General features: G+C 46.2%; 12 protein-coding genes. 7 read left to right on the top strand and 5 right to left on the bottom strand.

The genetic code is table 11. The features are described 5' to 3' along the window. The 3 genes from FN124_RS04435 to FN124_RS04445 all read left to right on the top strand — a co-directional run bounded on the left by FN124_RS04435 (position 1) and on the right by FN124_RS04445 (position 5959). Positions 1-1470: a RagB/SusD family nutrient uptake outer membrane protein gene (locus tag FN124_RS04435; RefSeq protein WP_142683562.1), complete on the top strand. Its 1470-nt coding sequence runs from the start codon at positions 1-3 to the stop codon at positions 1468-1470. A gap of 111 nt (positions 1471-1581) precedes the next feature. Next, a complete protein-coding gene (locus tag FN124_RS04440) occupies positions 1582-5088 on the top strand; it encodes a carbohydrate-binding protein (protein WP_142683563.1) in 3507 nt (1168 codons plus the stop codon). A 319-nt stretch (positions 5089-5407) separates the two neighbouring features. Then, positions 5408-5959, top strand: coding sequence for a dihydrofolate reductase family protein (locus tag FN124_RS04445; protein WP_142683564.1), 552 nt, complete (start codon positions 5408-5410; stop codon positions 5957-5959). An 8-nt stretch (positions 5960-5967) separates the two neighbouring features. Here FN124_RS04445 and FN124_RS04450 read toward each other — a convergent pair whose 3' ends face one another. Continuing rightward, positions 5968-6570 carry a sugar O-acetyltransferase gene (locus FN124_RS04450; protein WP_142683565.1) on the bottom strand — a complete coding sequence of 201 codons (603 nt, stop codon included), beginning with the start codon at positions 6568-6570 and terminating at the stop codon, positions 5968-5970. 52 nt (positions 6571-6622) lie between these two features. Beyond that, positions 6623-7213 carry a Crp/Fnr family transcriptional regulator gene (locus tag FN124_RS04455; protein ID WP_142683566.1) on the bottom strand — a complete coding sequence of 197 codons (591 nt, stop codon included), beginning with the start codon at positions 7211-7213 and terminating at the stop codon, positions 6623-6625. An 83-nt stretch (positions 7214-7296) separates the two neighbouring features. On the opposite strand from FN124_RS04455, the gene FN124_RS04460 reads away from it, so the two are divergent. From FN124_RS04460 to FN124_RS04475, 4 genes are all read left to right on the top strand, one after another. Then, entirely contained in the window at positions 7297-8166 is an 870-nt protein-coding gene (locus FN124_RS04460) for a helix-turn-helix domain-containing protein (protein WP_142683567.1), read from the top strand. Between the two features lie 184 nt (positions 8167-8350). Then, positions 8351-9118 carry a nuclear transport factor 2 family protein gene (locus FN124_RS04465; RefSeq protein WP_142683568.1) on the top strand — a complete coding sequence of 256 codons (768 nt, stop codon included), beginning with the start codon at positions 8351-8353 and terminating at the stop codon, positions 9116-9118. A gap of 780 nt (positions 9119-9898) precedes the next feature. Beyond that, the gene (locus FN124_RS04470; protein WP_142683569.1) at positions 9899-16267 is read left to right on the top strand and encodes an Ig-like domain-containing protein; all 6369 of its coding nucleotides are present in this window, start codon (positions 9899-9901) and stop codon (positions 16265-16267) included. 20 nt (positions 16268-16287) lie between these two features. Further along, entirely contained in the window at positions 16288-17211 is a 924-nt protein-coding gene (locus tag FN124_RS04475) for a PorP/SprF family type IX secretion system membrane protein (RefSeq protein ID WP_142683570.1), read from the top strand. Positions 17212-17275: 64 nt separating this feature from the next. Here the strand turns inward: FN124_RS04475 and FN124_RS04480 are convergent, their stop codons facing one another. From FN124_RS04480 to FN124_RS04490, 3 genes are read right to left on the bottom strand one after another with little or no spacing between them, the layout of a single operon-like run. Continuing rightward, a complete protein-coding gene (locus tag FN124_RS04480) occupies positions 17276-19441 on the bottom strand; it encodes a redoxin domain-containing protein (RefSeq protein ID WP_142683571.1) in 2166 nt (721 codons plus the stop codon). Positions 19442-19464: 23 nt separating this feature from the next. Then, the gene (locus tag FN124_RS04485; RefSeq protein WP_142683572.1) at positions 19465-20868 is read right to left on the bottom strand and encodes a RagB/SusD family nutrient uptake outer membrane protein; all 1404 of its coding nucleotides are present in this window, start codon (positions 20866-20868) and stop codon (positions 19465-19467) included. 11 nt (positions 20869-20879) lie between these two features. Beyond that, positions 20880-24197 (bottom strand): SusC/RagA family TonB-linked outer membrane protein, encoded by a 3318-nt coding sequence (locus FN124_RS04490; RefSeq protein WP_185937088.1) that lies wholly within the window; start codon positions 24195-24197, stop codon positions 20880-20882. Positions 24198-24445: the final 248 nt, after the last annotated feature.

The raw sequence follows: 24445 nt of genomic DNA on the forward strand, positions 1-24445 counted from the left end.
ATGACTATACGATACTATCTGAAATATACGATATACCTGTTCCTCGGCCTGATCCTGGCAGCGGGATGCAGTAAGGAACTAACAGAAAGCCCCAGGGGATTGGTGGCTGGCGACGACGCATTAACCAGTCAGGCTGGCCTGGAAACCGTGCTTACGGGCGCCTACGGAAGCCTGATGGTGCCCTGGACAAGTGGGTTCACTACCGTATCACAAATTGCCATGACAATGGGCGGAGACGACCTCACTACACATCCGGGCTCTAATAAGGAGGAATTCAGGGAATTTGATCTTTTTAAAGTATCATCACTGAACAGCAGGATGAATCCCATCTGGCTGGGCTGTTACAAGACGATACAGTCAACCACCAACATCATTAACAACTATAACAAGGTACTGAATGGCAATCAGGACACTATCCGGGCGATGGTGGGCGAAGCCAGCTACTTACGTGCGCTTTCCTATTACTGGCTGACGAGGCTTTGGGGAGAAGTTCCCATCATTCCATCAGAGAAATACCTGCCCGAATACCTTAACCTGAAAAAAAGTAAACCGGCTGATATATACCAGCTGATAGAAGCAGACCTTCTCCGGGCCGAAGAATGGATGCCCAATGGCAGACGTACCGGGGGACGGCCCAATAAAGGATCGGCAAAAGCCCTGCTGGCAGACGTATATCTTACAGAAGCAGGATGGCCGTTGAAAGACCAGGCAAAGTATGCACTGGCAGCTGCCAAAGCCAAAGAGGTAATAGACAACAAAGCGACCTATGGTTTTGACCTTTACAGCGGCGATTACCTGAAAATTTTTGCAGGAGGAACCGTGGAAGATGTATTTACGCTTTTCACACGCGGAAACTGGGTCACTTACAATTCATTTTACGGATTGTCTACCATGCCGGAAGATGAAGGAGGGTGGAGCGACTTCTTCCCGGAACTTAATTTCTTCAACAACTTCCCCGCCGGCCCCAGGAAAGACGCCACCTTCAGCACGGAGTTCAAACTGAGTAATGGCACCACCATTCCCTGGCAGCAAACCAGTACACATCACCCTTATTATAAAAAGTTCACTATCCAGTCGGGTAAAAAAGATGTGTACATGTCCAATAACCCCGTTATTATGATGCGTTATGCGCATGTACTGCTGATCTATGCAGAAGCGCAGGCACGTTCCACAGGCACGCCTAACAGTGAAGCCTATACGGCAATTAATGCTGTACGGCGCCGGGCCGGTTTACCTGATCTACAAAGCGGTATGTCAGGCGCCAACTTTGCCTCAGCTGTTGTAAACGAGCGGGCGTGGGAATTTGCAGGTGAATGGAACCGCTGGTTCGACCTGGTAAGACTGGAGCTGGTAGAAGCCGCCAATGCCAACAAGGCTGCGGGCGATCTGCAACTGAACGGCAATATTACCAAAGCAAACTACTGGATGCCTATACCCGGCGCAGATGCAGTAGTGAATCCCAATTTATGACCTATAGACGATTGAAGCTCCTGTTCTTTCTTTTGTAACATCGAAAGCCCGAAAAACCCTGCCGGTACGGCTAACAGCTGTACCGGCTATTCCACCCTAAAATGAAACGTTATGAAAACGAGCAAACCAAGATCTGACGCCCGCAAAAGGACCTCTTTGCGACGTACTACCTGGTTGCTGCAGGTTTGCAGCAACCGGTTGAAAATATTCCCTTTATTATTGCTCCCGTTATGTTTGCTGTGCAGCACACTTAACGCGCAATACCTACTGCTGGACGATATGGAGGGGCATGGCCTCTGCTCCGGCAAATGGACTTATTATGCCGGCAATACCACTACCGGCAAAGTGGAGTTTGGCGTAGCCAATCCTGATCCTTCAGGCCTGAATACCAGTCCGCTGGTAGCCAAATTCACAAAAGACACCAGCTGCTTTGAGTATATGAGCGCGAGCTGTCAGCTGAGAGATTCGTTTGATCTCTCTACCAACAGTACATTCAAAATGCTCGTATACAGCAGCACGCTGGATGAAATTATGTTCAAACTGCAACCCGGCAACAACTATAGCAAAGCCGTCTTCTTTACCTTCAAGCCTTCCCGTGTGAACCACTGGGAAGAAGCCACCTATAATTTCCAGAGCGTGAAGACCCGGACAGATTTCAGCACCATCGCCATACAATACATTGATGGCAAAAAAGCGAATGGTATCCTGTATTTCGACCTGATACAGGGACCAAACCCCACCGCCATTGTGTTAAAAGATACCACCATCCTGATGGGACATGAGAACGGGGCGGTGCTGACGGCATCCGTAATAGGAGGCACACTGAGGCCAACGCTGACACCCTCTAACTGGTCGGCCCTTAATTTGCCGCCAGGAGTTACTATCAGCAGTGTTCAACGGGTGAATGACAGCACGGCAAGTATTACGCTCAGCGGAAATTCTCCGGCCAATTATTCAAGGACCACCCTGAAACTCAGTATTGCCGGTGCAGAGCTGACCACGGCTAACGTTGCCAGCTATACGGCAAAAGGAAACGTGCTATTTGAAGGCAATCCCAACTGGACACTGGTATTCGCAGATGAATTCAATGGCAGTGGAAAACCCGACCGCACCAAATGGACAGTGGATCCGCGCCCCAAAGGATGGATCAACGGGGAACAACAGGTATATACAGATACAACCCGCGATAATGCCCAGGTGAGGAACGGCCGTTTGGTGATCACCGGGAAAAAAGATTTCCCCACGGGGAACACTGCTGAGCCCTGGTCTTCCGCCCGGCTCATTACACAAGGCAAATTTGATTTCCTTTATGGCAGGGTTGAAGTGAGAGCCAGGCTGCCACGCGCGCGCGGCTCCTGGCCTGCTATATGGCTGATGCCCACCACCAGCGCCTATGGCGGATGGCCTAAAAGCGGGGAACTGGATGTTATGGAGCATGTTGGCAATAACTTCGGAACAGTATTGTCAACCATTCACACACAAAACCATAACTGGACCAATGGCGGAGGTATCAGTAACAGCAAAAAACTGATGGATGCTGATACTGTATACCATGTATACACTATGGAATGGGCGCCGGATACCATCAGGTTCATATATGACACCACGCAGATCCTGTCTTACGCCAACCCGCATACCGACTGGAAAGACTGGCCCTTTGATCAGAAATTCCATCTCATCCTGAACCTGGCTATTGGCGGGGGAATGGGCGGCTCAATTGTGGAGGCCGACTGGCCGGACAGTATGCTGGTAGACTATGCACGCGTTTACCAGAAAGGCCTTGGTACACCGGTATTAGACAGCATCACGGTAACACCGGCAGACCTGTCATTCCTACCAGGGAAGCAGCAACAGTATACTGCCAGCGCCCTGGACCAAAACGGCCATACCATAGCTATTACACCGGTATGGAGCATCACCGGCACGGGTAATACGATAACGGCCAACGGGCTTGCTACGTTGAACAATTCAGGGCAGGTAATTGCCACTGCTACCGTAGACAGCACCACCAAGACCGGCAAGGCCTTTGTGAACCGGCGCACTGCCAACTACAAGCTCATACCCGCTAAAATAGAAGCGGAAAATTTCGACAATAGTAATTCCAATCGCACAGAACCCTGCTCAGACGTTGGAGGAGGACTCGATATGAGCTATATAGGATCCGGTACCTGGTTTGAGTACGATATTAATGTGCCGGTGTGCGACACCTACAGGATACAGTTTCGTGTTGCCGCCAACAGCGCTTCCAGTCTCCGTGTTCAACTGGATACCACCACACTGCAAACGGTAAGCCTGCCGGCAAGTGGCGGATGGCAGAAATGGGTCACTGTTACGTCAGCGCCTATACGATTGGAACAAGGTCAGCAAACCATCCGCATTATCGCCAACAAAGACGGATGGAACTTCAACTGGCTGCGCATTATTTACGCAGACTCTGTTCATCTTGAGCGCATTGTGGTAAAACCAGACAGCGCAACCATTACTTTAGGACAGGTCCAGCAGTTTACTGCAACAGGATATGCGCAGGACAGTAGCCAGTTACCTGTGTTGCCGGTATGGTCCGCCTCTAGCAGTGGCAGTATCAGCAGCGGCGGTTTGTTTAATGGCAATGTTGCAGGTGATTACCTGGTGATGGCTACCGACGGAAATAAACAAGACACCGCTATCGTGCATGTAATTACTCCTCCTGCGCTTACGCGCATTGTGATCACACCGGATTCGTTAACGGTACCACTGCGTGCCTCCCAGCAATACGCGGCAAAAGGATATGACCAGTACAACAACCCTTATACCTTTAAGGCGAACTGGAGTATCACCGGCACAGGAAACAGCATCGATACAAACGGCGTCTTTACTGCCGGTGCAACGCCCGGAACATTCGCCATCATAGCCACAGGAAATGGTATATCCGACAGCGCTGTTGTAAACGTTGATTATACCTGTACCGTTAATAATAAATACGAGGCCGAAAGCGCTTCCAACCGCGCTCCCGGGCCGGTACTGGAAACCTGTACAGACACAGGAGGGGGACAAAACTTTACCAGCCTGAAAGCGGGCGACTGGTTCGCATACAGTAACCTGGTGGTGCCTGTAGCCGGCAGATACAATATCAGTTTCAGGGTATTGTCCACAGCTCCGTCTAAAATATGGATCGGTCACAGTACCTATAAATTTGATACTATCTATATACCATCCACCGGTGGTGTATGGCAAACGGTTACGGATACCATCAGGCTGCCGGCACTCAATTATACCGGCGTGCATATACTGTCTGGCAGCCCGAAATTTAACTGGTTCAGTATTGATAATTGCGCGGCAAACGAACCCGCAGCCCGTATGGCTTACAGCAAAGCGGAATATCCTGCGGCAGAAACAGATAGCAAAGGGCCTGTCCTTTATCCCAATCCAACCAACGGGCAACTGACCATAGACCTGCGTGGTCAATCGTACCGGCGGCTGACCCTGCTGAATATCCGGGGCAATATATTGCGGCAATGGAATATTCAGAAAGGTGAACGGCAAATCAGCAAAGACATCAGCGCTTTGGCAGCAGGCACTTATATGCTGATACTGGAAGGCGACAAGAAAAACAAAACCTTCCGGATTATTAAAATCTAAACACAAGGAGCCGTCCCATTGCAGAATGGGACGGCTTTTTACTGACATTATGAAACGAACGAAGTATATCGGTTTACTGATCATTAACCTGTTGTTATTTCATCCGGCGTTAGCACAAAATGTAAAAATTATTTTTGATACGGACATGGATTCTGCGCAGGATTGCTGCCAAATCCGATTCGTTGATGGCTCGGGGAAAATAGAGCCAGGAAGATATTCTTTGGCCTGAAAGTCCCTTTTTTTGTCCGGATTGCCCTCCCCATATTTAATGTCATGTCTTATTTTTGGCTTATATCTCTAATCCAACAAAGCCACTAAAATGAGAACTGTAATTTTCGGTTTGAACATCAGCCTGGATGGGTATTGTGATCATACTTTTCCTACTCCTGATGCGGAGCTTCATGACTATTTCACAGGAATGATGGACGGCGTAGACCTGATCTTTTTCGGCCGCGTTATGTACCAGCTCATGTTCCCCTATTGGTCTGACGTTGCCAAAAACCAATCCGGCACAGCAGATGAAAACAGGTTTGCGGAAAAACTTACTTCTATCAACAAAGTTGTTATTTCGCGGACATTAGACAGTGTACAGGATAATACGCGGATCATTCGTAGTAATCCCGTAGAAGAGCTTCTTAAACTGAAACAGCAACCCGGGCAAAAAATTGCGGTAGACAGCGTAAGCCTGCTTCCGGAATTGATAACAGCAGGTCTTATCGATGAATTCCGCTTAGTTATTCATCCGGTAATAGTGGGGAAAGGCAGACGATTGATGGATGATGGCAGTCTTCATGAAAACATTAATTTAAAGCTGGTTGAAACCATCCCTTTCAAATCCGGATGTGTGGCGCATCATTACCTGAAACAGTAACAGGGAATTTACTCTCCTGATTCATTGATTGAACGCACTGGCCGGCACGGATTGCCAAAGGCTACACAATTTTCAGGGATAGACCTGGTTACAACGCTACCGGCGCCTATTACAGCGTTTCTTCCGATGGTTACACCGGGTAGTATAATTACTCCACCTCCTATCCACACATTATCCTCTATTTTAACCGGCAGTGCGAAAGTGCGGAAATAGGGGATCTCTTTATTCCCTGTCCAACCTTCCACCAATCGTTCCTGCATTTCTACCGGGTGTGTGGCAGTGTATATCTGTACATTGGAAGCGATCAGTACATTGTTACCTATTTCAATCTTATTGCAATCAACAAAGGTGCAGTTGATATTAATAATAACATTATTGCCAATGGAAATATGCTTGCCATAATCACAATAAAATGGCGTATCAATATTCACATTACTTCCGATAATATTGAATAACTGCGATAATATTTCTTTTCGGCTGGAAGTATCATCACTGGCTGTACTATTGTATTCCCGGGTAAGTTTTCTTGCCCTGTGAATAAGCGACTGAATTTCACTATCAGAGGTATTGAACAGCTGTCCATCAAGGCATTTTTCTATCTCAGACTTCATTTCATGTATTTATTTTCCGAAGGTAAAATCCTTTTGGCAGCTTTTTTTTCATCTATCTTAAAATCCTGTTCTGCGCCCTCAAATTACTTAAATACTGTTGGGTGATACCAAGAAAGGAAGCCATGTAGCCTAAATTTACCCGGTTTAAAAGAGTAGGATTTTCCCGGCAAAATTTATCATACCGTTCATGCGCTGTAAGATTTAATCTATCCAGCCGCAAAGTTTGCATTTTAAATAATACTTCCTGGTGAATTACCCTGCCCCAGTTGGCCAGGTCTATATCCGATGCGAATAGTTGCTCCAGGATTTCAATGCTGATCAAATATATGCTGGCATCTTCCAGTACTTCTATAAATTCATAAGCGGGCATCTTATGATAAAATGAGGTAGATGAAAAAGTAATATCACCTTCACAACTAAACCAGTTAGTTACCTCCTTTCCTTTTACAGGAAAATAAGTGCGGGTACATCCTTCTTCTATAAAATATACATAATGGTCTTTTGTACCAGGCCTGGTAAGCAACTGCCCTTTGGAATACTTATGTTCTTCCAAATGCCCGGCCAGCAGATCAAGAGAAGCTTCTGAAACATGGTAATAACGCCTGATCCCTGATATAATGTTAGATATTCTATCTTTATTCAATATTGGGAATTTCCTTCAAATTTAGCCAGAATATTCTTTATCACCAATCAGACAACTGATCTGAAAAACCAATACTTTTGTGTATGCAATCGGCAATCACGCAGGTAAAATTTAAAGCAGGGCTTCCCTTGGAAATTGAAATTATTTCAATTGCAGATACCGTTGCAAAACACCGCGATACTATTGCTATACCTCACAGGGCGGAGTTCTATCATATTTTTTGGGTACAAAAGGGAACTGCTGAATATCTTATAGACTTTGAGCCTGTAAAGGTAAAAGGACCTTCCTTTCTCTTTGTTAACAAAGACAGGGTACAGGCAATTGATACCAGGAGCAGGCATGATGGTAAGCTCCTGTTATTTACAGATAACTTTTTTGGGAAAACGGCAGAAGATGCAATGTACCTGCACAGTACAATTCTTTTCAATGACCTCCTGGATATTCCTGTTATCAGTGTTGCCTCTTCTCCTTCATTACAGGTTATTTTCAATGCTATTGAAACAGAGCTAACAAAAGACAATGATGTCTACCATTACCAGCTCTTGCACAACCTGCTTCATAACCTGCTTTTACTTGCAGAAAGAGAAAGGAGAAAGCAAGGCTTTAAAGAGATCGCCAAAGGCCCCGACCTTGACTATACAATATTATTCAGAGACTTGCTGGCAGCACATTTCAAAACCCTTAAATCAGTAAGTGGCTATGCTTCCCGGATGAATATATCAGAGAAACGTCTGACCAATGCCACCTCCAAAACAATGGGTAAGTCGCCCAAAACTATTATAGATGAGAGAGTAATGCTGGAAGCCAAACGGTTGCTTACCCATACGCATCTTTCCATTAAAGAAATTGGCTACGATCTTGGCTTTGAAGAACCTACCAATTTCATTAAGTACTTCCGTAAGCATACAGAAAAGACCCCTATCGAGTTCAGGGCAGCCTGCCTTCATCGGTAAGTTCCCAAAAGTATCATTCTTCTTCCCTTTTCTACCTTTCCCGGCCTTTTTACTTGTGCCATCTTTGTACCACAAAAAAAGAAGAATGAAAGCACTAAAAACAACATGGCAAATAGCTGCAGTCATCAGCATTACTTCATGTTCACCCAAACTCACAAACACGTCACATATAAACAATACAGGTATGAGCACAAAAAAACAGCAGGTCACCGACCTTTTAAAAGCAATTGAAACAGGTGCAGCAGCACCGGTTGCCGTCATCAATCCGAACAACTACAAGCAACATAACCTGGCAGTTGCAGACGGTTTGGCTGGCTTTGGCGCAGCCCTTCAGCAACTGCCAAAAGGTTCCGCAAAAGTAACTACCGTGAGGGTTTTTGAAGATGGGAACTATGTATTTGCACATACTGATTATAACTTCTTTGGCCCTAAGATTGGTTTTGATGTTTTCCGTTTTGAAGATGGAAAGATCGTGGAGCATTGGGATAACCTGCAAACAACAGCAGGCCCTAACCCCAGTGGTCATACCATGACGGATGGCGCAACACAGATAACAGACCTGGATAAAACAGCAGCCAACAAAACATTGGTAAGAACATTTGTAGATGATATCCTGGTGAACGGCCGGATGGAAAAGTTAGCAGGTTACTTTGATGGTGATAATTACATCCAGCATAATCCCCTGATCCCTGACCAGCTTTCCGGTTTAGGAAAAGCATTAGGTGAGATGGCCAAAGCAGGGATTACCATGAAATACGATAAAATACACCAGGTGTTAGGCGAAGGCAACTTTGTGCTTGTTGTAAGTGAAGGTCAGCTGGGAGGTAAACATAATTCTTTCTATGACCTGTTCAGGGTAGAAAATGGGAAAATAGCAGAACATTGGGATACAATTGAAGAAATTCCTGCCAAAGAGGAATGGAAGAACAACAACGGTAAGTTTGGATTCTGATTCAATTTACTTATCCAGCTTTATTACGGTATAAATCAACAAGGGCCGCGCAGCCCCCAAAGCCACTCTCTATGAGTGGCTTTGCCGGTTAAATTTTACTTGCTCCTGAAAAAAAGAAGATATACATTTGTCCAGCACTTTTCGCAACAAGTTTTAACCCTCATCTTTTGAAAACCGCTCAACCCAAACGTAATATTCTGCCGTTTAGAGGGAAGCTAATTTTACATCTGTTTTTTGGAGCTCATTTTATTGTGTCGTAAGATACCTGGCCTATGCATACACAAAACAGAAGGCATTTTTCAAAGAATGCCGCTATTTTATCTCTCATACTTATCTTTTTGCCGTCTACCCTGGTGGTTGGAGCAGGACCGGAGTTTCGTGTCGCGTTCACGGATACCGGTTATCAGGTTTACCAATACAAAGATCCGCATGTAAGTGCCGTTTGTATAACCAATACGGCAGCAACCAACCGGGGCAAGGCAATTCACAGCGTTCAGAAAACCAGTTATATAAATTAAACCCTCATTAAAACCGATTCTATGGATCAACCTTAGCCGATCAAAGTAAAATAACAACTCCGTACTGATGGGACAGATGGACCAGGGTAACAAGAGAACTTTATCCCTCACCAGATTACCTGCAGTCAAAATTATCAAGATCAGTACAACCAATAATAACGTAAACAAATTAATTCTTGATCAGGGAGCAGGAATGCGCTATGCTGTGAAAGCACCAGTGACTGGCTGGCAAAACCCTTTCCCCTGCATTTAACAGTTTTATATGAGCGACCTATTTATCCGGGCTATCAACAGGAACCTGCTGATACTTTTCCTTATACTGGTTGGTTCCAGCAGCTTTGCAGCCGACAGGCATTTCAAAGATCCTTCTTCTCCTGCAACAGCTGCCACCGGTCCACAAATCATAAGCGTCACTGTGCCGGCAAACGACTACTACGGAATTTATAAGACCCTTAGCTTTAAAGTAAAATATGATCAGGTGGTTATTGTAGACCAAACCACAGGTATTCCATATATCAACCTGATTATTGGCGCTGATATGGTAGAGGCTTCATATATTGGCGGGACCGGTACCGATGAATTAACATTCCGCTATGCTGTACAGTTTGACCAAATGGACATGGACGGTATCACTGTAGCACCACTATTACAAAACAACGGCGGCACTATCAAAGATGCACTGGGTAACGATGCATCCACCACATTACAGAACGTTGCCTCAACTGCCCTGGTAAGGGTAAACACCTCCATACCGTCTGTAACATTATCAACTGTGCCTATGCCAACCAATGCACCGTTTTTTGTTACGGCTACCTTCAGTGAACCGGTGTCCGGCCTTACCGTAAGCGATTTCAGTGTGCTGAATACAACGGTAAGCTCCCTGTCAACCTCCGACAATATCACTTATAAGGTGTTGATGACCCCAGCTTCCGAAGGTACCCGGCCGATCAGTCTTCCTTCAAATGCAGCTCAAAACATTGGGCATAACCCGAACACCCCTTCCAATACCTTAGTGTATACCTATGACGTAACACGTCCGGTAGTTACTTCTGTATCTGTACCAACACCACGCTACTATAAAGCAGGAGAAGCATTAACCTTCACGGTTAACTTCAATGAGAACATCACACTGGACCTCACGGGTGGTTCACCGGAGCTTAAACTCGGTATAGGATCGGCGGGCGCGGATGCTGTTTACAGCAGCGCTACCAACAACAGTATCACCTTCAGTTATACCGTAATGGACGGCGATACGGATATGGACGGCATCTCAGTAAATGCGCTTCTGCTCAATGGTTCAGGCATTCGCGATATTGCTACCAATATTGCCGATCTCACACTTCACAACATTGCCTCTACGGCGAATGTACGTGTAAACACATCACATCCGGCCGTAGCGGTTACAAGCACTGCCCCTGCTATTATAAATGCACCATTCAATGCTACCATCACTTTCAGCGAATCCGTAATCAACTTTGTGGCAGGCGATGTGACCGTTTCCAATGGTACCGTAACTAATTTTACTACTATTGACTCCCGTACTTATGCCATAACAGTTTCACCAACTACTGATGGCGCTGTAACCGTGAACATAGCCGCCGATGTGGCAGAGAATATCGCCGCCAATGGCAACAACGCCTCCAACACGCTGTCCCGCATCAATGATGCTACTCCCCCTTCAGTAACATCAGTAGATGTACCACCCAATGGTTATTATAAAGCATCTTCCATAATGGACTTCACTGTTCATTTCAGCGAAAGCATTACGCTGAATACAACCGGCGGCAATCCTCAACTGAGTCTTACCTTTGGCTCATCTACCGTAAATGCTACCTATACCGGCATGGCAGGTACAGATGCATTGAATTTCAGTTATACTGTGGTGAATGGCGACATGGATATGAATGGTATTGCAGTAAGCGCTCTCCTGCTTAATGGCAGTACCATTGAAGACATTGTCAGTAACAATGCAAACCCGGCATTGAATAATGTGGCCAATACCACAGGTATATTTGTCAATACACAGCATCCATCCGCAACACTGTCTACAACAGCGCCAGCATTAGTAAATGCTCCTTTCTATATCACTATTGTCTTCAGCGAAGCCGTAACAGGTTTGGCCGGGGATGATTTCAGTGTAACAAATGCAACCGTCAGCGCCCCACTTACTACAGACAATATCACCTATACCGTATTGGTTTCGCCTACCTCCAACGGCGCCGTAAGCATCAGCTTACCGGCAGGTGCGGCAGTAAATATCGGCGGCAACGACAATACTGCTTCCAACACGCTCAATAATACCTTTGATGGTACCGTCCCAACAGTTACGGCCGTAGCGGTGCCCGCAAACGGGTACTACAAAGCAGGTACAACGCTCGACTTCATTGTCAGATTCAGCGAAGACATCACGCTGAATACAACCGGCGGTGTTCCTTCACTGGGGCTCAACATCGGTACTGCAATTGCTAACGCCACCTGTACCGGCACCAACGGTACGAATGGGCTAAACTTCAGTTACACAGTACAAAGCGGCGACATGGACATGGATGGCATCAATGTAAGCACCCTGTCATTAAATGGCGCTACCATCAGGGATGATGCGACTAACAACGCTGACCTGGCATTGAATAATATTGGCAACACAACATTTGTACGGGTAAATACTGCTATCCCTACAGTAACGCTATCTACTACTGCGGCCAGTTATGTTAATATGCCATTTGTTGTTACTGTTACTTTCAGCGAGCCGGTGAACGGCCTTACGATGGGTGATTTCACCACAGTGTCTGCGGGGCTTAGCGGCCTTTACACCACAGATAATATCACTTATACATTAACAGTAACGCCACTCGCCGAAGGCCCTGTAAGCATTGCCTTACCGGCAGATAAAACAGTAAATATCGGCGACAATGGTAACGCGGCTTCCAATACGCTGAGCGTTACCTACGATATCACCCAGCCAACTGTTGCATCTGTAACCGTACCGGCAGATCAATATTACAGAGCTGGACAAGTGCTGAACTTTACCGTCAACTTCGATGAGGACATCCAACTGGATGCCATCGGCGGTCCCCCTTATCTCACCCTTACTATCGGCACCACTACTGTGAATGCTACCTATACAGGTGTTTCCACCGCAAGAGGACTCAACTTCAGTTATACGGTAGTAAACGGGGATAATGATATGGATGGCCTCACTGTTAATTCACTTGTACTTAATGGTTCCGCAATAAAAGATCTTGCTACCAACAATGCTGTGCCAACGCTGACTAACATAGGGAATACTGCTAATGTCAGGATAAACACTGTCAATCCGACCGTAGTATTGACTTCTGCTGCCAACGCATTGATCAATGGGCCATTCACTGTAACAGCTACTTTTAGCGAGCCGGTGACAGTACTGACCGAAAGCGATTTCTCACTCACCAATGCCACTGTTTCCGGTCTTACATCTCCGGACAATATCACTTTCACCTTAACGGTAACACCAGGTACCGATGGTCCTGTAAGCGTACAGATACCTACTAATGCAGCAGTTAATGTTGGAGGTAACGCTAACCTCGCTTCCAACACACTTAACTTTACATACGATGGCACTAAGCCAATCGTAAATGCAGTAGCCGTACCAACAAACGGGTACTATAAAGCTGGTGATGTATTGAATTTCAAGGTATCCTTCAGTGAAAATATCATACTGAATACAAGCGGCGGTACTCCCCAGCTGGGCCTTATCATTGGTTCATCAACGGTAAATGCTACTTATACCGGCACTTCCGGTACAGATGCGTTGAACTTCAGATATACTGTAGTGAATGGAGATATGGATATGGATGGAATTGCAGTAAGCTCCCTGTTGCTAAATGGCAGTACCATTCATGACGCCGCCAATAACAATGCAAACCTGGCATTAAATAATACAGGCAATACCACAGGCATATTTGTTAATACGCAGCATCCAACGGTAACATTGTCTACCGCAGCACCAGCCATAGTGAATGGTCCTTACACGGTAACTGCCGCCTTCAGCGAGGTGGTAACGGGCTTCACTGCTGCCGGTATTACAGCGGTGAATGCAACGGTAAGTAACCTGCAAACCGCAGACAATATCACCTACACCATGCTGGTTACGCCTGCCTCCAGCGGTAATGTAAGCATCAGCGTACCGGCGGATGCAGCTATAAATACAGGCAGCAATGGCAATGCGGCTTCCAACACATTAACCAATACTTATGATGGCATCGCCCCTAAGGTTACATCTGTAGCGGTTCCTGGAAACGGGTACTACAATGCAGGTACCATACTGAGCTTTACAGTTAACTTTGACGAAGATATCCTCGTTAATACCACTGGCGGCACTCCAGCACTGGGTATCACGATCGGATCGGCAACGGTCAATGCAGCTTACACCGGTACTAACGGTGCAAATGCAATGAACTTCAGCTATACCGTACAGAACGGCGACAATGATATGGATGGTATCACTGTTAATTCATTGGCGCTTAACGGTTCCACTATAAAGGACCTTGCTACCAACGATGCGGTGCCAACACTGAATAATATAGGGAATACTGCCAATGTAAGAGTGAGCACCAGCAATCCCACTGTAATACTGTCTTCCGCTGCCAATGCATTGCTGAATACGCCATTCACAGTAACAGCAGCGTTCAGTGAATCTATAACAGGCCTTACAGCAGGAGATTTCGCTATAACAAACGGTACGGCCGGTAACCTGCAAACAACAGACAACATCACTTATACCTTCACGGTAACACCAGCTGCAGATGGTGCAGTAAGCATATTGCTTCCCGCCAATGCGGCAGTAAATACCGGCGGCAATGGCAATACAGTTTCCAACAGGCTCAACTTTACTTATGACAATACCGCGCCTATAGTAAATGCAGTAACCGTACCGGCAAACGGTTATTATAAAGCCGGTGATGTAATGAACTTTACCGTATCCTTCAGTGAAAACATCCAGCTTAATACAAGCGGCGCTCCTTATCTTAATATTATCCTTAACTCCGGTACGGTTAAAGCGGCCTGCACTACCGCTACGGCAAACAGGCTGGTATTCAGCTACACCGTACAACCAGGGGATATGGATCCGGATGGTATCGCGTTGGGCACGCTGACATTGAACGGCGCCGTAATAAAAGATGTTGCCGGCAACAATGCGGTGTTAACACTGAACAATGTTGGCAATACTTCCGGCGTATTTATTCAAACAGGATCTCCATCCGTACAATTATCTGCTGCTGTCGCTACGCGTGTGAATGCTCCGTTTATAGTGACTGTTGCTTTCAATGAAGCTGTAACCGGCCTGGCAGCAGGCGATTTCACCGTGACTAACGGTACGGCCGGTAACCTGCAAACAACAGACAATATCACTTACACAGTAACAATAATACCTGCGTCCGACGGCATTGTTACAGTTCAGCTTCCTGCTGATAAGGCACAGAACGCAGGAGCCAATGGCAACACAGCGTCTAACACACTTACGGCGACTTATGATGCCACGGCACCAATTATCACCAGCGGACTGGCCTTCAGTATACTGGAAAGAAGCGCACCAGGCACACTGGCCGGTAAAGTGACCGCTACTGAAACAGCAGGCAGCCTGCAGAACTGGATCATCACTGCTGATGACTCCAACGGCGCTTTCTCAATAGATGCCAATGGCAACATCCTGGTAAAAGACCAGGTAAAACTGAACAGCAGGGTGAATACCACTGTTACCCTGGCTATTACCGTTAGTGATGGATTGAACACCAGTGCTGCTGTACCGGTAACTATACAGGTGAAAGCAGTGAACCAGGCGCCAACCCTCGCTGCAATAAACGATGTAACGATTTGCCCCGACGGCCGGGAACACACGATCCAACTGAATGGCGCCTCTGCAGTAGAAGCGGGACAGACCTATAGCTTTAGCATCTTCACCAACAAAGCTGCCAATTTCGATAAGCTGAGCATAAGCGCAGCAGGTCTTATCACTTACCAGCTGAAAGGTAACGCTACCGGTATATCTTCCATAACTGTTACTATCAGGGATAATGGTGGTACGGCAAATGGCGGTACAGATACTCTACGCCGCTCCTTCAATATGGAAGTGGCTACGCTGGGAGCTATCACCATCAGCAGCGATAAAGGCAGCAATATCTCCAAAGGAGATATTGTACAGCTCAGCGCAACAGGCGGCAACAGTTACCAGTGGGATAATGCCGATGGTATCATCAGTGACCGGCAAAGCGCTGTTCTGAAAGTAAGACCAATGCAGAACACTACTTATCGTGTTACTGCAAGCAATAGTGCAGGCTGTAGCAATACCGCCGACTTCACAGTTACGGTAATGACAGACTTCAAGGTAGACGCAGTAAACCTCCTTACACCAAATGGAGACGGTAAGAATGATAGATGGGTGATCCGGAACCTGGATAGCTATCCGAATAATGAAGTGAAGATCTTCGACCGCACAGGCCGTCTTGTATACACACGCAGGAATTACAGCAATGACTGGGATGGTACTATGAATGGCAGCCCATTGGCAGAAGGTACTTACTACTACATCTTAACGATTGACGGTGGAGCGAAAACAGCAAAAGGTTATATCACGATCATCAGAGACAGAAATTAATTCAGTAACAACTATCTATTATGAGCCATAAACTCAATATACGTTCGCTCATTGCCGGTGGCCTTTTATTGGCTGCCGGCATTAACAGCCAGGTCAGCGGCCAGTCGCTCAGTAATGCAAAGGCTTTACTGGAGCCATCCGCCACCCAGTACTTCCAGAATCAGTACCTGGCTAATCCTGCTATGGCTGGTGCCGAAGAAGGGTTGCACCTGAATGCAGCCTACCGTAACCAGTGGAATGGCATCGAGGGCGCTCCGGTTACCAAGTTCTTCTCCGCCGACTATGCTGTAGGCAACAGGGTGGGCGCAGGCTTACATATTTTCAATGATATAGCGGGTTTGATCAACAGAACACGCATTGGCCTCACCTACGCCTATCACCTGCCACTGGGCAACCAGGACCAGCAACTGCACTTCGGCCTGTCCATGGTATGGAATGTGCAACGCATCGATTATAAGAACCTGAATGGCGACCCGAACGACCCCTCCGTAGGCGCGTTCAACCGCCGGGATGATTACTTCGAAGCTGAATACGGTATGGCCTATATGAATAAGAAGCTGAACATACAAGCCTCTCTGCCCAATGTAAGAAGCCTGTTTACCGGTGACGACAAAGAAGCAGACGGTGGCGGCATATTCTTTACAGCAGCTTCGTACAAGTTTACAGTAAATGAAGCCGTCACTTCCATTGAGCCTAAGATCTGTTACCGTGGAGTACGTGGTTTTGATAACATTCTTGATGCCGGTGTGAACGTTTCTTTTCTTAATGATGTGGCCAACGTTATGACCATGTATCATACCACGAAAAGTATTACGGGAGGTATTGGTGTGAATATTATGAAAATGGTAGGCATACAGGCGATGTATACCACACAAACAGGAGGCATTAAAACCTATGTTGACGGTACCTATGAAATAGGTGTTACCGTTCACCTGTTTAAATAGTGATATTTTAAAAAGCGCGCCTGCCCGGGTATGACCCGGGCAGGCGCGCTTTTGGGACAATAAATTATTTTATCAACTCCTGCAATTTCTTCTCCAGGGCAAAGCCTCTTAAATCTTTAGCTACAATTTTCCCGTCGCGGTCAACCAGGATATTCCAGGGAATGCCACGTACGTTATAATATTGTGCAATAGCATTTTCGCGGCCTTTCAGATCAGACAATTGTGTCCACGGCAGATTGTCTTCTTTAATGGCTTTCTTCCATTTGCTGGCATCGCTGTCGAGAGAGATGCCTATTATTGTAAAATCCCGGGACCTGAAGGTATTATATGCTTTCAGCAAATTAGGATTCTCCGCACGGCAGGGACCACACCAGCTCGCCCAGAAATCTATCAGCACATACTTTCCTTTAAAGCCGGCAAGAGAAACTTCATGTCCGCTGGAATCAGCCTGGGATAAATCCGCAATCATGGTTCCTTCTGCACTTCTTTTCATCACAGGCAACATCTCAGCTACTCGTCTGCCTGAAGGCGTTCCACGGATTACTTCCGGCAACAATGTATAAAGCGGATAAACGATGTTGTATTTGGGGCCGGAAATATCTTCTGCCATATCTTTTACCAGTTGTAATGAAAATAAACTGTTGGGATGTGCCTTTACATATTGCTCAACATGTTCCATGTACCGGCTTCTTGCCAGCGTGAGGATCCGCTCTCCGACTTTTGGTTTTTCCTCCTGTGGCGCATCAGTGAGTTGCTGCAGCAGTTCCTTTTGCTCCTGGCTAAGTTCCCTTGTAGTAACATAGAAGCGGTTAGCTTCATACTGCATATCAGAGCCATCCAAACTGAAGTTGGGTAATGAATCTACGTTAGCTGATAATTGCAGGTAACCAATATCGGAGAAAAAGCTAAACTGCTCGTTTTGGGGAAAGATGATTGCGTTGACCCTTTGTGGTTCCTGCATTTCAGTCAGCCAGGTAAATTTACCGTTGTGAATAGGTACGGTATCATACTGGTATTTATTGTCTTTATAATATTTAAAAATGATCCTGCTGCTGTTCTCACCTGTTATATTTCCATCCATGCGCATATTGTATCCCTGGTCAAAAATATTCATCAGCGTATTCATCAGGTCCCTGTTACGTTTATTTTTGGCGATTATTTTACCATCAGGGTCTATGAGCACATTCTGCGGAATCCCCTTGATACCGTATTGCACAGCAGCTTCATTATTTCTTCCTTTCAGGTCCGATACCTGCTGCCAGGGCATGTTGTCATCCTTTATGGCCTGTAACCATTGACGACGGTGCAGGGAATCATCCAGCGATACGCCCAGCACCGTGAAGCCTTTATCTTTGTAGGCATTATAGGCACGCAGCACATTTGGGTTTTCTGCGCGGCAGATGCCACACCAGCTGGCCCAGAAATCAACCAGTGTGTACTTACCACGGAAAGAAGATAGTTTGATGGTATTTCCTGCCACATCTGCCTGTATAAAATCCGGAGCGGGCGAGCCTACCATTATTTTCCTGACATTGCTGATCTGCTTTGCCAGTGCTTTTCCCTCTTCCGAATTCTTAAACCGGGCACTGAGCGCCTCGAACAAAGGAGTGATCGTTTCAGGATCCAGGCCTATGCGGTAACTGTACACCATATCCCAGGATGCATAAGCGTTTGGATGCTGCCTGATAATGCTGGCTACTCCCTCATTAAATTTTATCTCCACCTGTTTTTTTTCCGCATCTATAGCCTGTACGGAATCTTTCATACCACGATTGTAGTAGGCCCGTGTGCTCAGGGAAGTAAAAGCAGCTGCATACTTTTCTCCATTCCTGACAAATTCATCCAGCACAGCTGTATTGGGACTACCTGTTACCGTGGCTGCATCGAGGGAACCGGTTGCCCTCATTTCAACTTTCCCGGGTTCTAAATAAAAACGCCGGGAAATATATTTAGCAGCTGATGGTTGCATATATACGCTTGCTGATACCGGCCGGCTTAACCTGCCATTGAATACGAAACGCCCGTCCTTTTGCAGCAACACGGAATCAGTTGCCATTTCCCTGTCGTTCAGCTCATACTGAAGATAAAGTGTACCGGTATATTGCGGAGCAGTTATTTGCCCGGTTAGTGTGAACGGTTTGCCGCCACCGGTTTGTGCCTGTACCACAACCGTTCCGGTCATGAGCAGGGCGGCAGGCAAGCATTGCCTGAATAATGATAGATAACGCATAATATGTTTGGTTGCTGTTTACGCTAAAAGTATCCCTTGTTCTGGGTTAGGTTTACATTGGAATTGATAGCCGATTGCGGAATAGGATAAAGCGCATCCGTTGGCTGCCATTGATTTCCTTTAAGACGGGATAATACTTCATCCGCCCTAGACACAGCAGGATTACTTACACCCGGCCATCTTTTCAGATCCAGCCAGCGATATCCCCATTCACAGAAAAACTCAATACGGCGCTCATGTTCAATGGCAGTCATCAGCGCAGCCTTATCGGCGGCATTGGTAGCCGGCAAACCCGCTCTTGATCTGACGCTGTTAATATCTGCTGCGGCCTGGGTATAATTGGATTGTTGCGCCCGGGCTTCGGCACGGATTAAATATTGTTCAGACAAGCGCAATACCTGGTTATATTCCACCGGGCCAACACCTGCCATATACTTATATTTCGCAGGATATGGATAGTTAATGCCTCCATAATTTTTATAGCCCACCCAGCTGGTTTTGCGTTTATCGCCCGGTTCAAAATCTTCATGAAGACCATCCTTTAATACAAATTTCGGCGTTGTGCTCAATGCAGAAGGAACAAAATTGTTGGCTATCCATGAACTGGTAATCCCATTTACAAACTGAAGGATTCCTTCCTGGTTGTTGGCCAGGAATACCTGGTCAACAGCCGCATTCAAACTAAACAGCCCGGGATTGTTGATCACGGAAGTAGCCATATTTTCGGCCAGCTGCCATTTTCCCCTGTAAAGATATACCCTCGCTAACAGCGCCTCTGCAGCCCAGGTAGTAGCGCGTATACGCTTACCGCCATAATAGTCTAATGTAGCGGGCAATACTTTTTGCGCATCTGTAAGGTCCTTTTCTATCTGATCATACACGGCATCCACGTTGTCGCGGGGTTGCATGGTAGTAGTGTTTACATCGGTATACAATACTAATGGTACGGCTCCGTATTCATTCACCAAATAGAAATAACAGAATGCACGGATAAACTTAGCTTCTCCTACCGTTCTTTGTTTGTATGCTTCAGATAAAGGAGATCCGGGCATCCCGCTTATAACAGAATTGGCGATGTACACATTTTTATAAATTGTGCTCCATAAACCGTCTATATAATAGTACAGGGGCGTTAAGGAATTGTTGGTAAAATCATCATAATAATTCATGGAATAGGCGTATGCTTCATCGGCCGACATACAATTGAACAGCGTAATTAAAGTACCCATATCGTTGCCGGGATTGGGGTTAGCCACATTGGCGTATAAGCCCACCATGGCCGCTTCCGCCGTGGTGGAATCCAGGAACACACTGTTGGAAGCCAGCTGGTCTTTGGGCGGTCCTATCTCTATCAGCTTCTTACAACTGCTCATCATCGATCCGGCCAATAACACCCAACAAGTATATAAAAAGAGTTGTTTTTTCATTTGTTTATTGTTTAAAGTGAGCAATGGATGCCCGCTGCAATCTGCCTTAACGGCGGCAGCACGGCCCCGGCGGTTTCAGGATCAAATCCCAGGTAACGGGTGATGGTAAATAAATTTTGCGCCCGCACAAATACCCCGGCCGATTTTAACCTGATTGATTTTGTCCAGGAAGATGGCAGTTCATAAGACAGGTTCAGGTTTTTAAGTCTTATAAAACTGGCATCGGAATAACCGGCATCCGATAACAGGTAGTAATTTTTATAGGCATAAGTAGCCTCACTGCCGGATAGTACGGATGGCCTGAAGCCATCGGAAATAATCCTGTTATCCTGGTTAGATAATCCCCCGGGCTGCATATCTACAGAAGAGCGAACAGAAGATTTGGTTTGCTTCACAAATTGTAACAGGATATCCAGCTGGAACCTGCCGAGCTTGAAAGAGTTGCTGAAACCGCCATAGAAATCAGGCATACCGGAAGCTATCACCTGGTAATCTCCGTTAGCTGTTTGTAATAACCCTGTTGTAAATTTTCCATCTTTGTTGAGATCTTCAATGGTAGCGATACCATCTTTCAGGCCTGTATAATGATAGCCGTTTAAATTATTGATAGGCTGTCCCTCTATATAAACATAGGCATAAGCGGTTGTTTTTAAACCAGGGAAAGAGATGAGCTTATTGCGGGGGATGGTAATATTAAAAGAACTGTTCCAGGAGAATCCCTTGCGGCTGATATTTTTTGTTTTCAGTTCAAACTCCCATCCTGAGCTTTGCAGCAGCGCCGGCATATTCCCGGTAAAGGAAGAAAATCCTGATTGGGAAGATAACGGCGAAATGACCAACTGGTTATCCGTACGGCTGGAGAACCAGGAAGCGGAGAAGAAGAGCTGATCATCCAGGAACCCGGTTTCCAGGCCAATATCCAGTTTGCGGTTGGACTCCCATCCAAAATCGGGGTTGGCGCTCCGCAATGGATAAATGCCGGTGCTGCCATACTGGTAAAAAAGATTACCATAGGACGCCAGGTATCCATAGTCCGGGATCTGATCGTTACCGGTTGTTCCATAACTGGCCCTGAGCTTACCATAGCTTAACCATGGCAGGGTTGATTTTGTCCACTCCTCACTGCTGAATATCCAGGCTCCTCCAACAGATCCGAAATTACCGAACTGGCGGTTGGGGCCGAAGCGGGAGGAACCATCCCTGCGGCCGGTTAAATTAAAAATGTAACGGTCCTTCAGTATGTAATTAATACGTCCGAATGCGGAAACGTATTTGTATTCCCTGAAGCTGCTGCTCTTGTACGAGATGTTGGAAGCGGCTGTCCAGGAGCTCATCAGCTTATCGTTGGAAAAGCCTGTGGCTCTTACATAATATGGCTCGGCAAAACTGGATTGCTGCCAGGTTCCTCCCGCCAGCACGCTGAGCTGACCATCACCCAATGTTTTATTATATGTGAGTTGCGGCTCTACTATATAGCTTTCGATGTAATCGGAAGTATAGGTAGCAGCAGACTCTCCTGAGCTGCTGCTGGGATCAAGAGAGGTTTTAGGAAGATAGGTTTCGTTTGTTTGTGCTATCTTATTATATCCAAGATTTACTTTCGCTTCTAATCCTGGTAGAATAGTATACCGTAAACTGGCATTCGCCAACAGGTTATTCGAACTGAAATTGGCCGATTGCAACAGGTAGGAATCAGGATTAGTAAATCCGCCGGTCCAGTTTAAACTGCCATCCTGGTTATGTACAGGATAGTTGGGTGGCAATATATATGTTACGCGTGTAAGATCAGTAGCTACCTGGTTGTTGGATTCTTTGGTGTACATTGCCGAAACTCCCAGTGTGAATTTACCGTTACGCGAAGTGTTGTCAATGCTCAGATGGGATGAGTAGCGCTTATATCCCCAGTCGCCCGGAAACACCGTAGATTCCTGCCTGAAAGTATTTGAAAAACGGTAGCGCAAATATTGATTTCCGCCTGAAAATGCACCGGTAACCTCTGTTTGCCTGGCGGTGTTGCCGATATAATCTTTCTGGAAATTCCTGGATGTTGTAGTGTCCCAGACAGTGAGATCCGGGGCATTCGAAAAATCAGGTGTTACATTATCATTGGCAAAAGCGGTTCTGCGCATAGCCAGGTATTCAGAAAGATTGAGCATCGGTAAATAATTGGTTACTTTACCTGCCCCTGAATAAATATTGAAATCGAAATGTGGTTCCGAAGTTTTACCCTTTTTAGTGGTGACCAGGATAACCCCATTGGCGCCCCTGGAGCCATAGATGGCAGTGGCATCGGCGTCTTTCAGTACGGATATCTCCGCAATATCTGCCGGATTAATGGAGTTCATAGGATCTACCGGTCCGGAAGCTCCTGCGCTTGAAAATGGTGTTTCCACGAAAGGCACTCCATCGATAATAAACAGCGGCATACTTTTGTTGACATTGGGCAGCGGAATCGTTTGCTGCTGCCGGATAGAAATATTCATCTGGCTGCCAGGGCTGCCACTGGAACGGGTAATGAAGAGCCCCGGTACATTACCTTGTAATGCTTCCAATACATTACTTACCGGTTGTTTTTCTATCTCTTCTGCTTTCACACTGGTAACATTGCCGGTATTAAAGCGCTGCGTAGTGGTGCCGTAAGCAATCACCTGCACTTCATCCAGTTTAGAGACAGAGGGAGGAAGTATTAATGTAAATCCAGATGAACCGGAGAAAACAGATTGACCGACTTTCAGCGTCCCGCTACCGGCTTTATTTTCCGGGTAAGCAACTATAACGGCATTTGTGGCAGAGGTTAATTTTAACTCTATACTTCCGTATCCAATCCTGCTTATCAATAAAACATCGCCTGTATTGGCATCGATAGTAAAAGAGCCATCGACCCTTGTTGCAGTGCCTTTTCTGGTACCCTTTATAAATACATTGGCGCCAGGAAGCGGCTCTCCTTCGCGGTTAAGAATAATGCCGTTAACGGAAAATGCCGGGAGCGGTTCAGGAAATACGGCCGCCGCCGTGGTGTTATTTCCGGCCGGCTGCACAACAGGATAGATGCTTATTGTTTTACTTACAACCAGGTATTTTAAAGGCTGATTCCTGAATACATTTTCCAGGAACTGAAAAAGCGGCTCATTGGTAGCCTGAACAGTCACTGGTTTGGCTTTGGACAGATCGGTTTCCTGGTATAAGAACAGGTAGCCGGTTTGTTGCTTTACGGCTGAAAAAATTGTTTCGAGCGCTACATTTTTTCCGGAGAAGGTGATACTTTGAGAGAACCCTTTGGCAGCCACATTAAAGAAAGCCGCGGTAAGAAAAAAGAAAGTTAGTTTCATCACTAACACGATTTTGGTTAAGGGACGGCTCCCCCCACGGGCGGGCCATCCACAAAAAGCAGTTTTTGTCATACCTTTGAAACTGTTTTAGGTGCTTAATAGGCGGTCTGTGCAGACTTTGTCTTTGAATGTTACCTAAACTGCCCGGCCAATGATGTTTCCCCATCATTGGCCTTTTGTTTTAAGTAAGGGAATATATATAATGCCCTGTTAAGGGAGAAATTGGCGGACATGCAATATCCTATCGC

Source organism: Chitinophaga polysaccharea, from assembly GCF_902150045.1.
Taxonomy (GTDB): Bacteria; Bacteroidota; Bacteroidia; order Chitinophagales; family Chitinophagaceae; genus Chitinophaga; species Chitinophaga polysaccharea_A.

Coding starts and splice junctions, on each gene's coding strand:
- FN124_RS04435 (WP_142683562.1), top strand. CDS start 1: ATGACTATACGATACTATCTGAAATATACGATATACCTGTTCCTCGGC.
- FN124_RS04440 (WP_142683563.1), top strand. CDS start 1,582: ATGAAAACGAGCAAACCAAGATCTGACGCCCGCAAAAGGACCTCTTTG.
- FN124_RS04445 (WP_142683564.1), top strand. CDS start 5,408: ATGAGAACTGTAATTTTCGGTTTGAACATCAGCCTGGATGGGTATTGT.
- FN124_RS04450 (WP_142683565.1), bottom strand. CDS start 6,570: ATGAAGTCTGAGATAGAAAAATGCCTTGATGGACAGCTGTTCAATACC.
- FN124_RS04460 (WP_142683567.1), top strand. CDS start 7,297: ATGCAATCGGCAATCACGCAGGTAAAATTTAAAGCAGGGCTTCCCTTG.
- FN124_RS04465 (WP_142683568.1), top strand. CDS start 8,351: ATGAGCACAAAAAAACAGCAGGTCACCGACCTTTTAAAAGCAATTGAA.
- FN124_RS04470 (WP_142683569.1), top strand. CDS start 9,899: ATGAGCGACCTATTTATCCGGGCTATCAACAGGAACCTGCTGATACTT.
- FN124_RS04475 (WP_142683570.1), top strand. CDS start 16,288: ATGAGCCATAAACTCAATATACGTTCGCTCATTGCCGGTGGCCTTTTA.
- FN124_RS04480 (WP_142683571.1), bottom strand. CDS start 19,441: ATGCGTTATCTATCATTATTCAGGCAATGCTTGCCTGCCGCCCTGCTC.
- FN124_RS04485 (WP_142683572.1), bottom strand. CDS start 20,868: ATGAAAAAACAACTCTTTTTATATACTTGTTGGGTGTTATTGGCCGGA.
- FN124_RS04490 (WP_185937088.1), bottom strand. CDS start 24,197: ATGAAACTAACTTTCTTTTTTCTTACCGCGGCTTTCTTTAATGTGGCT.